At 67.4% G+C, this 13,965-nt stretch carries 14 protein-coding genes; 11 read left to right on the top strand and 3 right to left on the bottom strand.

Features of this window, described 5'->3' with window-relative positions; translation table 11 throughout:
• Window positions 1-265: 265 nt before the first annotated feature.
• The 4 genes from ACVJ6E_RS02695 (at window position 266) to ACVJ6E_RS02680 (ending at window position 3,610) form a co-directional block, all read left to right on the top strand.
• Complete coding sequence (locus ACVJ6E_RS02695; protein ID WP_120269006.1) at window positions 266-1,252, top strand: sialic acid TRAP transporter substrate-binding protein SiaP; 987 nt, start codon at window positions 266-268, stop codon at window positions 1,250-1,252.
• Between the two features lie 87 nt (window positions 1,253-1,339).
• Window positions 1,340-1,864 carry a TRAP transporter small permease gene (locus tag ACVJ6E_RS02690; RefSeq protein WP_067221757.1) on the top strand — a complete coding sequence of 175 codons (525 nt, stop codon included), beginning with the start codon at window positions 1,340-1,342 and terminating at the stop codon, window positions 1,862-1,864.
• Window positions 1,864-3,156: a TRAP transporter large permease gene (locus ACVJ6E_RS02685; RefSeq protein WP_120269278.1), complete on the top strand. Its 1,293-nt coding sequence runs from the start codon at window positions 1,864-1,866 to the stop codon at window positions 3,154-3,156. The genes ACVJ6E_RS02690 and ACVJ6E_RS02685 overlap by 1 nt, the downstream gene beginning before the upstream one ends.
• 4 nt (window positions 3,157-3,160) lie before the next feature.
• Complete coding sequence (locus ACVJ6E_RS02680; protein WP_097175560.1) at window positions 3,161-3,610, top strand: type II 3-dehydroquinate dehydratase; 450 nt, start codon at window positions 3,161-3,163, stop codon at window positions 3,608-3,610.
• Between the two features lie 12 nt (window positions 3,611-3,622).
• Here ACVJ6E_RS02680 and ACVJ6E_RS02675 read toward each other — a convergent pair whose 3' ends face one another.
• Window positions 3,623-4,588: an acyltransferase domain-containing protein gene (locus ACVJ6E_RS02675; RefSeq protein WP_120269007.1), complete on the bottom strand. Its 966-nt coding sequence runs from the start codon at window positions 4,586-4,588 to the stop codon at window positions 3,623-3,625.
• On the opposite strand from ACVJ6E_RS02675, the gene ACVJ6E_RS02670 reads away from it, so the two are divergent.
• Window positions 4,587-5,411, top strand: coding sequence for a 4'-phosphopantetheinyl transferase superfamily protein (locus ACVJ6E_RS02670; protein ID WP_120269008.1), 825 nt, complete (start codon window positions 4,587-4,589; stop codon window positions 5,409-5,411). The two genes, ACVJ6E_RS02675 and ACVJ6E_RS02670, sit on opposite strands and share 2 nt — an antisense overlap.
• Here the strand turns inward: ACVJ6E_RS02670 and ACVJ6E_RS02665 are convergent.
• Window positions 5,369-6,235: a metallophosphoesterase family protein gene (locus ACVJ6E_RS02665; RefSeq protein WP_120269009.1), complete on the bottom strand. Its 867-nt coding sequence runs from the start codon at window positions 6,233-6,235 to the stop codon at window positions 5,369-5,371. The genes ACVJ6E_RS02670 and ACVJ6E_RS02665 overlap by 43 nt on opposite strands.
• 127 nt (window positions 6,236-6,362) lie before the next feature.
• Here ACVJ6E_RS02665 and ACVJ6E_RS02660 point away from each other — a divergent pair, with 127 nt between their 5' ends.
• From ACVJ6E_RS02660 to ACVJ6E_RS02635, 6 genes are read left to right on the top strand one after another with little or no spacing between them, the layout of a single operon-like run.
• Window positions 6,363-7,169 carry an FkbM family methyltransferase gene (locus ACVJ6E_RS02660; RefSeq protein ID WP_158592691.1) on the top strand — a complete coding sequence of 269 codons (807 nt, stop codon included), beginning with the start codon at window positions 6,363-6,365 and terminating at the stop codon, window positions 7,167-7,169.
• Between the two features lie 15 nt (window positions 7,170-7,184).
• Window positions 7,185-8,441 (top strand): cytochrome P450, encoded by a 1,257-nt coding sequence (locus tag ACVJ6E_RS02655; RefSeq protein WP_120269011.1) that lies wholly within the window; start codon window positions 7,185-7,187, stop codon window positions 8,439-8,441.
• Window positions 8,438-9,694 carry a hydroxymethylglutaryl-CoA synthase gene (locus ACVJ6E_RS02650; protein ID WP_120269012.1) on the top strand — a complete coding sequence of 419 codons (1,257 nt, stop codon included), beginning with the start codon at window positions 8,438-8,440 and terminating at the stop codon, window positions 9,692-9,694. The genes ACVJ6E_RS02655 and ACVJ6E_RS02650 overlap by 4 nt, the downstream gene beginning before the upstream one ends.
• Before the next feature lie 44 nt (window positions 9,695-9,738).
• Window positions 9,739-9,984, top strand: a complete 246-nt coding sequence (locus tag ACVJ6E_RS02645) for an acyl carrier protein (RefSeq protein ID WP_067339097.1) — start codon at window positions 9,739-9,741, stop codon at window positions 9,982-9,984.
• Window positions 9,965-11,185, top strand: a complete 1,221-nt coding sequence (locus ACVJ6E_RS02640) for a beta-ketoacyl synthase N-terminal-like domain-containing protein (protein WP_120269013.1) — start codon at window positions 9,965-9,967, stop codon at window positions 11,183-11,185. The genes ACVJ6E_RS02645 and ACVJ6E_RS02640 overlap by 20 nt, the downstream gene beginning before the upstream one ends.
• A complete protein-coding gene (locus tag ACVJ6E_RS02635; RefSeq protein ID WP_120269014.1) occupies window positions 11,182-11,955 on the top strand; it encodes an enoyl-CoA hydratase/isomerase in 774 nt (257 codons plus the stop codon). The genes ACVJ6E_RS02640 and ACVJ6E_RS02635 overlap by 4 nt, the downstream gene beginning before the upstream one ends.
• Here the strand turns inward: ACVJ6E_RS02635 and asnB are convergent.
• Entirely contained in the window at window positions 11,919-13,928 is a 2,010-nt protein-coding gene (gene asnB, locus ACVJ6E_RS02630) for an asparagine synthase (glutamine-hydrolyzing) (RefSeq protein WP_120269015.1), read from the bottom strand. The two genes, ACVJ6E_RS02635 and asnB, sit on opposite strands and share 37 nt — an antisense overlap.
• Between the last annotated feature and the right edge of the window lie 37 nt (window positions 13,929-13,965).

Raw genomic sequence — 13,965 nt, 5'->3', positions numbered from 1 at the left:
TCGCCTGCAAGGCAACGCGGTTGCCGCCCGGGGAGGTGGAAGGTCGGGGCCGCAAGGCGCGAGGCGGCGGCGGACTGCGGTTCCCAGGAAAGCCATCTGCGCGCCAGTGTGGAGGTTTAGGGTCGGTTCGATAAATGATGTAATCGAAAATATCATAGATTTTTGCAATCGACTATTGATGCGGCGTCCCTCTAGTGGCATGAATCCCTTACGACGGGCCGGCGACGCGGGCCTCCGTCAACGAAAATGGCTTGGGAGGAGTGCCATGTTCACTTTGACACGACGGTCGCTGATCGCGGCCGGCACTGCGCTGGCGATTGCCGGGTTTGCCACCACTGCAATGGCCCAGGACAAGGTCCAGCTTCGCTTTTCCGCCGTCTTCTCGGACCAGGACATCCGGGCCGGGATGATGCAGCGCTTCGCCGACGGTATCGGCGACGGCTTCGACTACCAGGGCTACTACGGCGGCACGCTGTTCAAGCAGGGCACCGAGCTCGTCGCCCTGCAGCGCGGCAACCTGGAGATGGGCAACATCGCCCCCCAGGACATCTCCAACCAGATCCCCGAGTGGTCGGCGCTGACCTCGGCCTATCTTTTCCGTGACGCGGATCACCTGCGCACCTTCTTCGCCAGCGATGTCGGCAAGGAGATGTCGCAGATGGTCGAGGAGCGGCTGAAGGTGAAGATCCTCGGCCCGACCTATTTCGGCTCGCGGCAGGTGGGCCTGCGCGTCGACAAGAAGATCGAGACGCCCGCCGACATGGCCGGCATCAAGCTGCGCATGCCCGGCGGCGATGCCTGGCAGTTCCTGGGGCAGGCGCTGGGCGCCAACCCGACGCCGATGGCCTATGCCGAGGTCTATACGGGCCTCCAGACCGGCGCCATCGACGGCCAGGACAACCCGCTGCCGAACGTCCAGAACATGAAGTTCTACGAGGTGATGTCGCAGATCGTCCTGACCTCGCATCTGGTCGGCTATGACCTGCTGACGATCTCGCTCGACACCTGGAATGCTCTTTCGCCTGAACAGCAGGCGAAGGTGCAGGAAGCCGCCGACGCGGCCATCGCCTGGAGCACCGCCGAGCACATCAAGCGCGAGGAGGAGCTGGCAGCCTTCTTCAAGGAGCAGGGCCTGCAGATCTACAAGCCGAATGTCGATGCCTTCCGCACCCATGCGCAGAAGATGTATCTGGAATCGGACCTGGCGAAGGACTGGCCCGAGGGCCTGATCGATCGTATCAACGCACTTTGACCGGTGCTGCGGGGGAGGGCACGTGTCCTCCCCCGCCTGTCTGCCGCGCCGTTGACGACCCTTGCCCCGAACGCTCCGGAGGCCCGCATGCGGATCGCCCAGATCGGCCGCTTCCTGTATCGCCGCGCGGAAAACCTGCTCGCCCTGATGCTGGCGGTGATGTTCATCGCCTTCCTGCTGCAGATCGCCTTCCGCTACCTCCTCAACCTGCCGACCGGCTGGACCTCGGAACTGACCGTGGTGATGTGGCTGTGGCTGGTGCTGTGGGGCGCGGCCTTCGTCCTGCGCGAGGATGAGGAGATCCGCTTCGACCTCCTGCATTCCGGCGTCGGACCGCGGGCGCGGCGGATCATGACGGCCCTTGGCGCTCTCGCCCTGATCGGGCTCTATCTTCTGTCGCTGCCGGCCGTCGTCGACTACGTGACCTTCATGAAGGTGCAGTCGACCGCCTATCTGAAGATCCGCTTCGACCACCTGTTCTCGATATATGTGGTCTTCGCGGTGGCCGTGCTCGTCCGCTACCTGTGGATCCTCTGGCGCGCCGTTTCGGGCAGCGACGGCAGGGACCGCGACGGCAACAGTGCCGCGCCGACATCGGAGGGGCAGGCGTGATCGATCCCTTTGCCGCCTGCATCGTTGCGATCCTCGGGCTTGCCCTGCTCGGGCTGCCCATCGGCCACTCGATGATCGCCGGCTCGATCCTCTATCTCTACCTCGCCGGCCTCGACATGGGCACGGCGGCCGAGCAGCTGCTGAACGGCATGTACACCAGCTACGTGCTGCTCGCGGTGCCGCTGTTCATCCTCTCGGCCGAGATCATGAATTCCGGCTCGATGACGCTGCGCCTGCTCGACTTCTGCAATGCGCTGGTCGGCCGGTTCCGCGGCGGCCTGGCGCAGGTCAACGTCATCCAGTCGATCATCTTCGCCGGCATGTCCGGCTCGGCCATCGCCGATGCGGCCGGCGTCGGCAAGATGATGCAGAAGATGATGACCGAGGGCGGGCGCTATCCGGCGAGCTTTGCGGCCGCCCTGACGGCCGCGACCTCGGTGATCGGACCGATCATTCCGCCCTCGATCCCCGTGGTGCTCTACGCGCTCGTCTCCGATGCCTCCATCGGCTACCTGTTCCTCGGCGGCATGGTTCCCGGCCTGCTTATGGGCGGCACGTTGATGCTGCTGGTGATGCTGACCGCGCGCCGGCGCGCCTTTCCGGTCGAGACCCCGGTCCCCTTGCGCGAGATCCCCGGCATCACCTTCAGGGCGCTGCCGGCGCTGATGATGCCGGTGGTGCTGCTCGGCGGCATCTATTCCGGCATGACCACGCCGACGGAAGCCGCCGCCATCGCCGCTGCCTATGCCTTCCTGATCTCGGCGGTTGTGTACCGCACGGTAACGCCCGCCAGCGCCTATCGCTCGGTCCTGTCGAGCGCCCGCACCACCGCCTCCATCGGCATGCTGATCGCCGGTGCGCTGGTCTTCAACTACGTGGTGACGGTGGAGAACATCCCGCGCACCCTGACCGTGTTCATCCAGGGTCTGGACCTGTCGCCGCTCGCCTTCATGATCCTCGTCAACATCCTGCTGCTGCTGCTCGGTTGCCTGCTGGAGGGCACGACGATCATCCTGATCGTGCTGCCGGTGCTGATCCCGACCGCGAAGGCGCTCGGCATCGATCTGGTGCATTTCGGCATCGTCAGCGTCGTCAACATCATGATCGGCCTGATCACGCCGCCCTACGGCCTGCTGCTCTTCATCATGACCAATATCGGCAAGGTGAGCCTCAGCGCGCTGGTGCGCGAGGTGATGCCGTTCCTCTACGCGCTGCTCTTCGCATTGGGGCTGATCACGCTCTTCCCCGATCTCGTTCTCTTCCTGCCACGCCTCTTCGGATACCAGGGCTGATACCATGTCTGCACCGATCTACGTCCTCAACGGTCCCAACCTGAACCGTCTCGGCACGCGCGAGCCGGAAATCTACGGTCGCACCACGCTCGCCGAGGTCGAGGCGATGTGCCGCGAGGCGGCCGGCGGTCATCCGCTGGAATTCCGCCAGTCCAACCGCGAATACGAGATCATCGACTGGGTCCACGAGGCGATCGACCGGGAGGCGGCGGGCATCGTCATCAATCCGGCCGCCTTCACCTTCACCTCCATCGCCATTCTCGATGCGCTGAAGATGTTTCCCGGGCCGCTCATCGAGCTGCACATCTCCAACGTCCACCGGCGCGAGGAGATCTATCACCGCTCGCTGGTCTCGCGCACGGCGACAGCCGTCATCGCAGGACTTGGGGCGCAAGGCTACCCGGTCGCGGTCGGGGCCGTGCTGGAGCTCGCCGCGCGGCGCAAGGCCGCCTGAGCCGTCGACAGCTCAGGCCGTTTCCAGCAGCTTCGCGAGACGCCGCAGGTTGCCGCCGAAGGGCGACAGCACCGCGCTGATGCGCGAGGGCGACGCCTCGTCGAGGTCCTGCCGGATGATGGCCGCAAGGCTTCCCGTGGCGCTGAGGTCGATGTAGTGGGCGCCGCCCTGCGCTTCGATGGCCGCAATGCTGGCGCCGAGGCGCATCGGCTCGCGCACGATCCGCCAGGCAAGATCCGGAACGCCGGGCTTCACCGGCGCACCGAGGCAGGCGGACCAGACCGGCCAGAACGGGCTTTCCAGCCGTTCGGCCGCCGCATCGGCGATGACGGCGGCGCGCGCGGGCTCGATCCAGCTCGAGTGAAAGGCGAAGGGAACCGGCAGCCGCTGGAACGGCGCGTCGAGCCGGGTGAGGATCGCCTCCACCTCGGCGACATTCTCGGTCGGCATCGCCAGTACATGGTGGCGTTCGGCGTTGATGCCGGCAAGCTCGCTCAAGGCGCCGAGCCGGGCTTCGCTCTCGCGCAAGGACGGCGGGCCGAGGACGGCGATCAGCGCGCCGGGCGCGCAGCTTTCCAGGAACAGGCGCGGCTGGCGGGCGACGGCGGCGAGCGCCGTCTCGAACGGCACCATCCCGGCAACGCTCATGGCGGCGAATTCCCCGAGGCTGACGCCCAGCAGCATATCGGGGCGGATCCCCTTGTGCTGCAGCAGCTTGGCCATGGCGAACTGGGTCATGAAGATCGCCGGATGGGTGTGCTCCAGCCGGTCGAAGGGCTCGCTGGCGCGCCGTCCGCTCGCATGGATTTCGGCGAGCGGCGAGACGCCGTGCCGGTCGCGCACGATGGCGTCGCCGATTTCCATCCATTGCCTGAACACCGGTTCTTCGGCAAGAAGGTCGGCGGCCATGTGGTAGTACTGGGAGCCCTGGCCGGCGAAGCAGAAGACGAGCGGCAGGGACGACGGAGCAGGCGGCATGCAGGAATCCTGGCAGGGCGGTGCGAAGCAGGAGAGTTCTATCTCGCACGGCCCGCCCTTTCGCGACAAGCTCGAGGCGGGCGTCGATCACGTCACCGTCTGGTGGCTGGACCTGAAGAGCATTCGCGAGGACGACTGGCAGCTGCTTGAAAGCCTGCTGGAGGACAGCGAACTGGAGCGCTCGACCCGTTTCCATTTCGACCGCGACCGGGACGTCTACATCGCCGCCCATGCGCTGACGCGCGGCCTCCTGACCTGGTGGACGGACCTGCCGGCACGCGACTGGCGCTTCACCGCTGGCGATCATGGCAAGCCCGAGGTGACGCCGCCGCCCGGCCTGCCGCGTCTTCGGGTGAACCTGTCCCACACGCGGGAACTGGCAGCCGTCGCCCTGACGGTCGACAACGACGTCGGCGTCGATGTCGAGTGGCTGGAACGGGTCAACGATGTCGATCAGCTGGCGAAACGTGTCTTCGCTGCGGATGAGCGCGCGCTGCTGGCCGCAACGCCGAGCGAGCGCAAGACCGAGATCTTCCTCACCTTCTGGACGCTGAAGGAGGCCTATGTGAAGGCCATCGGCAAGGGGCTGTCGCAGCCGCTCGATGCCTTCGCCTTCACCCTGGAGCCGCCGGTCATCCGCTTCGACGATATCGAGGCGGACGATGCAGCGCTCTGGCGTTTCCGGCACCTGCGCCCAACGGACCGCCACAAGCTCGCCGTCGGCGTGCGCCATCCCCATCCCGAGCGCCTGTCGATGGAGATCGGCGAAGCGCCCCTCGACTACTTGCGGAACCTCGGCGCGGCGAGTTCGTCCTCGACCTGATCGGGGCCGGGCAGCACCTCGCGGATATAGGCGGCCATGCCGCGCGACTGGTCCCATTGGCGCGGGTAGCCGAGCGAAACCTCCTCGAAGCGGGTTCCGTCGCGCCAGTCGGTGCGTCGCACATGCAGATGGCCGGAGACCACGGCTCGCGCGTTGAACCGCCGATGCCAGTCGGCTGTCGCCCGCGTCCCGCACCAGGGCGTGAAGCGCGGCGCGCGCGGAATGTGGATGAGATCCTCGCGCAGCGGAAAATGGTTGATCAGCACCGTCGGCATGTCCGGGGGCAGGGCGGCCAGTCGCGCCTCCGTCTGCCGCAGGCGCTCGCGGCACCAGGCCTCGCGCGAGGCGAAGGGCGCGGGATTGAGGAACATCTCGTCGGCGCAGACCGAGCCCATCTCGCGCGCCCAGCCGACGACGCCGTCGCGGCTGACATGCGCCGGGCGGAAACTGTAGTCGTAGAGCAGGAACAACGGCGCGATGGCGCAGGGGCCGCCGTCGCCGGTCCAGATCTCGTACGGGTCTTCCGGGGTGACGACGCCATGCGCGCGCGCCGTCTCGACGAGGCGGCGGTAGCGCTCCTCGCCCACCAGCGCGGGCAGCCCCGTCTCCTCCGGAATTGCCCACAGGTCGTGATTGCCCGGAACCCAGAACACCCGCGCGAAGCGGCGTGTCAGCTCGGTGAAGGCAAGGCGCATGTGCTCGAACCGCTCGCCGACATCGCCGGCCAGAACCAGCCAGTCTTCGGGATAGTCGGGCAGCGCGAACAGGGCGTCGCGGTTTGCCGGGCTGGCGAGATGCAGGTCGCTGATGGCGCGAAGTTTCATGCGGGGGCCTTGGCGGGAACCATGTCCGGGATCGTTCCTTGACCCCTGTTTTCACATGGGGAACACTCGCTACCGACGTCAACCCCTTGAGGCGCGTCATGATTCCCCTTCGGCGACGGACGACCCCGTGACCTTGAAGACTGCGCTTCTGCCCGACGGCCGGCAAATCGCCTGCATCAACCCCTACGAGGTTGATTTTGCAGTGCATGAGATCTTTTCGCAGGACCTTGCAGCGCATGGCCTGAGCCTGCCGCAGGACGGAACGGTCTTCGATGTCGGGGCGAATATCGGCCTGTTCTCGCTCTACACGCTCCAGCAGGCGCCGTCCGCGCGTATCATCGCCTTCGAGCCGGTGCCGCAGGTCTTTGCCGCGCTGGAACGCAACCTGGAGGCCGCCGAGCCGCAGGCCGTTGCTGTGCCGCTGGGTCTTGGCGCCAAGGCCGGCGAGGTGGAGTTCGACTATTTTCCCGGCGTTGCAGCATTGTCGACGGCGCATAGCGAGGTCGGCGAGCGGATGGCCGGCGGCATTCGCGACCTTCTCACGGGAAGCGCCGGCGAGGCGGTGCGCGCCGTGATCGAGCGCACCGGTGCCGGCGAACTGGCGCAGACGGAGGGCTTTCTCGATACGCTGCTCCGGGTGGAGCGGGTGCGGGCCCGCATCGACACGGTGTCGTCGCAGATGGCAGCCTACGGTGTCGAGGCGATCGACCTTCTGAAGATCGATACGGAAGGCGCCGAGGAGGAGGTGCTTGCCGGCATCAAGGAGGCCGACTGGCCGCGCATCCGCCAGCTGATGGTCGAGGTGCATCTGGGCCGGCCGAAACTGGAAGAGATCGCGTCCGGGCTGGCGGCGCGCGGCTATCGGGTGACGACCGACACGCATCCGCTCGCCGAAGGCGGGGCCGCGGTGTTTCACATCTACGCGGCGCGATAGGAGCGGGCGGGGCGCATGAGCGAGCAAGGGGCTGCTGCGACGGGCGAGGGGATCGACTGGTGGTCGATCCTGACCGACCGGGCGTTCCTGGAGAACCCTTATGACGAGCTGAAGCGGCTGCAGGCGCTCGGCCCCGTTCATCTCGACGAGGCGTCCGGCGTTTATTTCGTGCTCGGGCATCGCGCCTTCCTGAAGGTCGCGAAGTCCTCGGAGCTCGGCCGCGACACCCGCCACTGGAAGAACGGATGGACCGCGCCCGATTACAGGGTGCACGACCCCGTCGGCTATCGGCTGTTTAGCGAGTTCCAGCCGCAGATGATCAATTGCGACGGCGCGGAGCACGCGCGCATGCGCAAGGTCTACGAGCCGGCCTTCCGCTCGCAGGCGGTGCGCGATGTCGGCGCCCTTGTCGAGGCCGAGGCCGCGCAACTGCTCGATGCGATGCCTCGCGAGGGCACGGTCGATTTCATCGAGGCCTTTGCCGGTCCCCTGCCGCTGCGGGTCCTGTGCAAGCTCTTCGACATTCCGCAAAGCCTCGACGAGACGGTCGCGCGCTGGAGCGCCTCGCTGATCCGCATCGGCGATATCCTGATGACGCCGGACCAGAAAAGCGAAGCGCTCGAGGCGCTGACCGAGTTCAAGGCCTTCCTGCGCGAGCACGTCGCCGCCCGCCGGGCCCGGCCGGGCGACAGCCTGATGGACCTTGCGATCCGCGCCCATGACGACGGCACGCTGGACGAGGAGGAGACGCTGACCAATCTCGTCTCCATGCTGGTCGCAGGCCACGAGACCACGGTGACGCTGATCGGCAACGGCCTGCTGTTGCTGCTCCGGCATCCGGGCGAGATGGCGCGGCTGCGTGCCGACCGGAGCCTGCTGCGCACCGCCATCGAGGAGTTCCTGCGCATGGAGCCTGGCGGCAACATGATCCTGCGGGTGGCGCGCGAGGATGTCGATGTCGAGGGCACGCTGATCCCGGCGGGTGCTCCGGTTCTTGGCCTTGTCGGGGCGATCAACCGCGATCCGGCCCGGTTCGAGCGCGCCGACGAGGTCGATATCGGCCGTCCCGCCAATGCCCAGCTGACCTTCGGCTCGGGCCCGCATGTGTGCATCGGTGCGCCGCTGGCCCGGCTTGAGGCGCATGTCGCCTTTTCCGCGCTGCTGGACCGATATGGTTCCATCGAACTGGCCGGCGAGCCCGAATGGCGGCTCGACCGGCTGAACGCCCGAGGGCTCGGCCGCCTTCCGGTTCGTGTTGGAGTTGCCGCATGACCCGCGCCGTCGGTATCGAGGCGATGAACGTCTATGGCGGCATGGCCTGCCTCGATGTGAAGGAACTCTGCCTTCATCGCGGGCTCGACATGCCCCGGTTCGAGAACCTGCTGGTTCAGGAAAAGACGGTGGCGCTGCCTTACGAGGATCCGGTCACCTTCGCGGTCAATGCCGCCCGGCCGCTGATCGATGCGCTGGCGCCGGAGGAGCGAGCCCGCATCGAGATGGTGGTGACCTGCACCGAGTCCGGCATCGACTTCGGCAAGTCGCTCAGCACCTATGTGCATGCGCATCTGGACCTGCCGTCCAACTGCCGGCTCTTCGAGATCAAGCAGGCCTGCTACTCGGGCACGGCCGGCTTGCAGATGGCGGTGAATTTCCTGCTCGCCCAGACCTCGCCCGGCGCCAAGGCCTTGGTGGTGGCGACCGACATTTCCCGCTTCGCGCTCGCCGATGCCGGCGCGGTGGAGGAATGGGCCTATTCGGAACCGAGCTCCGGCGCCGGCGCGGTGGCGATGCTGGTCTCCGATACGCCGCATGTCCTGCGCATCGATGCCGGGGCTTATGGCAATCACGCCTTCGAGGTGATGGACACCTGCCGTCCGGGTCCCGATACGGAGGCGGGTGATGCGGACCTGTCGCTGATGGCCTATCTCGACTGCTGCGAGGGCGCGTTCCGCGACTACAGCCGCCGGGTGGAGAATGCGGACTTTCGCGAAAGCTTCGGCCAGCTGTGCTTCCACACGCCGTTCGGCGGCATGGTCAAGGGCGCCCACCGGCACCTGATGCGCCGGCTCTACAAGGCGCCGCCCAAGGAGATCGAAGCCGACTTCCAGGCGCGCCTGGCGCCGAGCCTTGCCTTTGGCAAGCGGGTCGGCAACACCGCCGGCGGCTCGGTCTTCGTGGCGCTTGCCGGCATGCTGGATACGGTCGCAGTCGATGCGCCGATGCGGGTCGGACTGTTCTCCTACGGCTCGGGCTGCTGCTCGGAGTTCTACAGCGGCGTCGTGACGCCGGAGAGCAGCGAGCGTCTGCGCGCGATGCGCATCCCGCAGGCGCTGGACCGCCGCCACCGCCTCACGATCGAGGAATACGAGACGCTGCTGCGCGGCGAGAGCGTCGTACGCTTCGGCACGAAGGATGCCGAGCTGAACCACCAGATCGTGCCGGACGCCTGGCCGGTCGATGCGGCCGGCGATCGGCTTGTGCTGGATGCGGTCGTCGGCTACCACCGCAAGTACATCTGGATCTGAGCCGGGCTGTCGCAACAGCGGCAGAACCTGGAAAAGGGGGCGAGTTGGACAGCGACCGGATTGCCGAGATCATCATTGCCGAGATCCGCAGCACCGTGCCGGAGCTGGAGGCGCAGCCCATCACCCGCGCCGATTCCATGGCCGATCTCGGGGTCGACTCCATCGAGCGCAGCGAGATCATCCTGGCGACGCTGGAGGCCATCGGCCTGAAGGTGCCGATGGTCCAGCTGCACGGCCCGCGCAACATCGGCGAGCTGGCCGATCTCCTGCATGCCAAGTCCAAGGCCTGACCTGCACTCGCTCGTTGTCACCGGCATCGGGGTCGCCAGCGGTCTCGGCCACGGCAAGGATGCGTTCCGCGCCGGACTGTTCGAGGGGCGGAGCGTTTTCGCGCCGCTTGCCCGTCCCGGCCGGCAGCGCGGCGACGGCAGCCCGCCGTTCTTCGGCTTCGAGATGCCCGATCCTCCCTCCATTCTGCCGCCCCGGGTCGAGCGCACCGCGGGCCTGAGCGGGCGTGCGGCGGTCGCCGTCCTGGACGAGGCCTGGCGCGAAGCGGGGCTGGACCATGTGATGCCCGAGCGGATCGGCCTGATCGTCGGCGGGTCGAACCTGATGGCGCGCGAGCAGCTCTTGAGCCTGCGCGAATACGCCGACCGGCTCGACTTCCTGCCGCCGCGACACGGCCACGTCTTCCTAGACACCGATATCTGCGGCCTGTGCGCTTCGCAGTTTCCCATCCGCGGCTTTGCCCACACGGTCGGCGCGGCCTCGGCGAGCGGCGCGGCCGCCATCGTCGAGGCGGTCGAGGCCGTGCGGAGCGGCAGGGTCGATGCCTGCATCGCCCTCGGCGCGTTGCAGGACGTCTCCATGATGGACCTGCAAGGCTTCCGCGCGCTCGGTGCGCTGGGCGCCGGGCCGGTCTGCCGGCCGATGGACACGGGCCATGACGGCTTCCTCTATGGCGAGGCCTGCGCTGCGCTGGTCGTCACCCGGCCGGAGCATTCCGGAGGCACGGTCTATGGCCGCGTGCTTGGAACGGGCTTTTGCACCGATGGCAGCCGCGGCCCGGAGCCGAATTCCGACGCGCAGGTCCGTGCCGCGCAAGACGCGCTGACCGCGGCCGGACTGGTGGCTGCCGACATCGACTACGTCAACGGCCATGCCACGGGAACGCCATCCGGCGACGAGGCGGAGCTCGCCACCATGCGCAGGCTTGGCCTCGGTCACGCGCGGGTCAACGCCACCAAGTCGATCATCGGGCATGGGCTGAGCGCGGCCGGCGCGGTCGAGGCCGCTGCCGTGCTGATCCAGATGCGCGAGGCGCTGCTGCACCCGACGCTTCATCTCGATGCGCCGCTGGATGAGGACTTCGGCTGGGTGCGGGGCGCGGCGCAGGAGCACCGCATCCGCCACGCATTGAAGTTCTCCTTCGGTTTCGGCGGCACCAATGTCGCGCTGGTCTTCGGGGCGCCGGAGGGAGAGGCGATATGAGCGGGTTCTCGACGATTTCCTGCAGCATCGCGCAGGGCATTTGCCGTATCCGCTTCGTCCGGCCGGAGGCGGGCAACAGCATCACGCCGCAGATGGTGCAAGAGCTGCATGCCGCCTTCGACCTTTGCGAGGCGGACGAAGGGCCGGATGGCCGCGCGGTCACGGTCGTTGTGCTGGAAGGCAGCGACGATGTCTTCTGCATGGGCGGCGATTTTGACGCCGTCGCGGAGGATGCCGTGCCAATGGACCCGGCCCCGCTCTACGATCTGTGGCTGCGCATGGTGCGCGGGCCCTTCGTCACGGTCAGCGTGGTGCGGGGCAGGGCCAATGCCGGCGGCGTCGGACTGGCCGCCGCGGCCGATATCGTGCTGGCGGACGAGAGCGCGAGCTTTGCCCTGTCCGAGCTGCTGTTCGGCCTGTTTCCGGCCTGTGTGCTGCCGTTCCTGGCGCGCCGGGTCGGGGCGCAGCGCGCCCGCTACATGACGTTGATGACGCGGCCGGTGGGCGCGCGCGATGCCCTGTCCTTCGGGCTTGTCGATGCGCTGGGCGAGCGGGCCGACGAGCTGTTGCGCCAGCACTTGATGCGGCTTCGGCTGCCGGGGCGGGCGGGCATCGCCCGTTTCAAGACGCATGCGGCTGCAGGGCTCGACGACCTTGAGGGCCAGCGCGAAGCAGCGCTTGCCGCCAATCGCGAGATGTTCGCCGATCCGCAGATCCGGGCCGATATCCGCCGTTACGTGAGGGACGCAAAGTTTCCCTGGGAGGCCTGAGGCGCGGCCTCGGCACGCAGGTCCACCGCGCGTTGCAGCGGCGGCAGGACACTTGACCCGCCTGTGTGCGCCAGCCCCTGCCGCTGCACGAAGAACCGGTCGAGCAAGGCGATGGACAGCAGGAACAGGAAGGTCTGGTTTTCCTTCGTGCTGACCTCCTCGGCCGGCTTGGTCAGCACCTTCGTGGCAAGGCGCTGGGCAAACTTGGCATTGAGGAAGGGCAGGTTCGCCAGCTCGCTCTCCGACAGGACGAGATCGAGATAGTCGGGCCGGCAGGCTGCGAAGGCCGCCGCGTCCGGTGCCCGGTACGGGAACTTGCGCTTGTCGGCGACCGCACCCGGCAGCCGGTCGCGGAAGGCATCGCGCAACAGCCGCTTCTCTGTGAACCCGTCGTCGAAGCGCAGGTTGACCGAGGAGGCGAGCCCGATCACCGACGGATCGAGGAACGGGCAGCGGTTCTCCACCCCATGGGCAAGGCTCATGCGGTCGCCCTGGGTCGACAGCAGGTAACCGGGCAGCAGGGTCTTGTATTCCAGCCACTGGGCCTTCTCGACCGCGCTCATCGAGCCGAACGCCGGATTGCCGGCGACAAGCGCCGAAATCTCGGCGAAGGGGTCGCCGGGCGCGCTCAGCAGGCGGGCCGAAAACTGGCCGTTCTGGAAGCGCAGCTCGTGAGAGAAGAGGCCCGGCATCTTCTCGGCCGAGAACTGATGGTAGAGCCCGGTGACGGCGGCGATGTCCTTCGGCCCGTAATGGGCAAGGTGCGGGTAGAGCCGCTCCAGCCGGCTCCGGCGCATGTCCTCGGGAAGCTCGTTCCACGCGGCGCGCAGCAGCGTTTCCTTGAACAGGTCGTAGCCGAGGAACGCTTCGTCGGCGCCTTCGCCGCTGAGGATCACCTTGATTCCGGCCTCGCGGGTGCGCTGCGACAGCAGGAACATGGGGATGAAGGCGCTGCGAAACGCCGGCACTTCCGCGTGATAGACCGCATCGGGGCAGGCCTCGGCGATGTCGGCATGGCTGATGCGGCGGGCATGATGGCGGGTGCCCAGATGCTCCGCGACGAGCCGCTGTTCTGCCGACTCGTCGAACTCCGCATCCTCGAACTCGACCGAGAACGTGGAGAGCGGATGCGGGGTCAGCTCGCGGGCGAGCGCGGCGACGATGGCCGAATCCACCCCGCCGCTGAGATAGACGCCGACCTCCACGTCGCTGCGCAGCCGCAGGGAAACGGCGTCCGTCAGCTGCGCGCGGATCCGCTCGACCGCCTCGTGCTCGCTGGAGATGGTCTCGCTTGGTGCGAAGGAGAGCTCGTCATAGACGAAGCGCTCGATCCGGCCTTCGCACACCCTTGCCCATTCTCCCATGGGCAGGCTCTCGATGCCGCGAAAGCCCGACTGGTGCGGCAGCGGCGTCCATTGGCCGAGAATGGAGGCGAGCTGCTCGGGATCCTGCTCGAACCGGAAGCCGGGAACGGCCAGGAACGCCTTCATCTCGGAGGCGAAGAGAATCGTCTCGCCGTGGCGGGCGAGGAACAGCGGGCGCTTGCCGTAGCGGTCGCGGGCGAGAAACAGCTCCTTCTGCCGGCGGTCGTAGAGCGCGAAGGAGAAACCGCCGTTGAAGCGCTTCAGGCAATCCGGGCCCCAGGCCATCCAGGCGCGCAGCACGACTTCGGTGTCGCAGTCCGTGCGGAAGACGTGGCCGAGGCCGACAAGCGTCTCGCGCAGTTCCCGATAATTGTAGACCTCGCCGTTGTAGCAGAGCCAGTAGCGCCCGTTCTCGTCGCTGATCGGCTGTATGCCGGCGGCCGGATCGAGGATCGCCAGCCGCACCGTCCCCATGGCCAACCCGTCGTCGAGCACATAGCCGGCGCCGTCCGGCCCGCGATGGGCGATTGCGGTCAGCATGCCGCTGATCTGGCCCCGCGGATCGTCGCAGCCGCGATCGGCGCTGATGAAGCCGGCAATGCCGCACATGACGTCGCGTGCCCCCTGGTCGGTCTCTGCTTGCTGG

The organism is Stappia sp. G46H5W, from assembly GCF_058448995.1.
The sequence above is the reverse complement of the archived record's forward strand: the minus strand, read 5'-3'. Positions and strand labels throughout refer to the sequence as shown.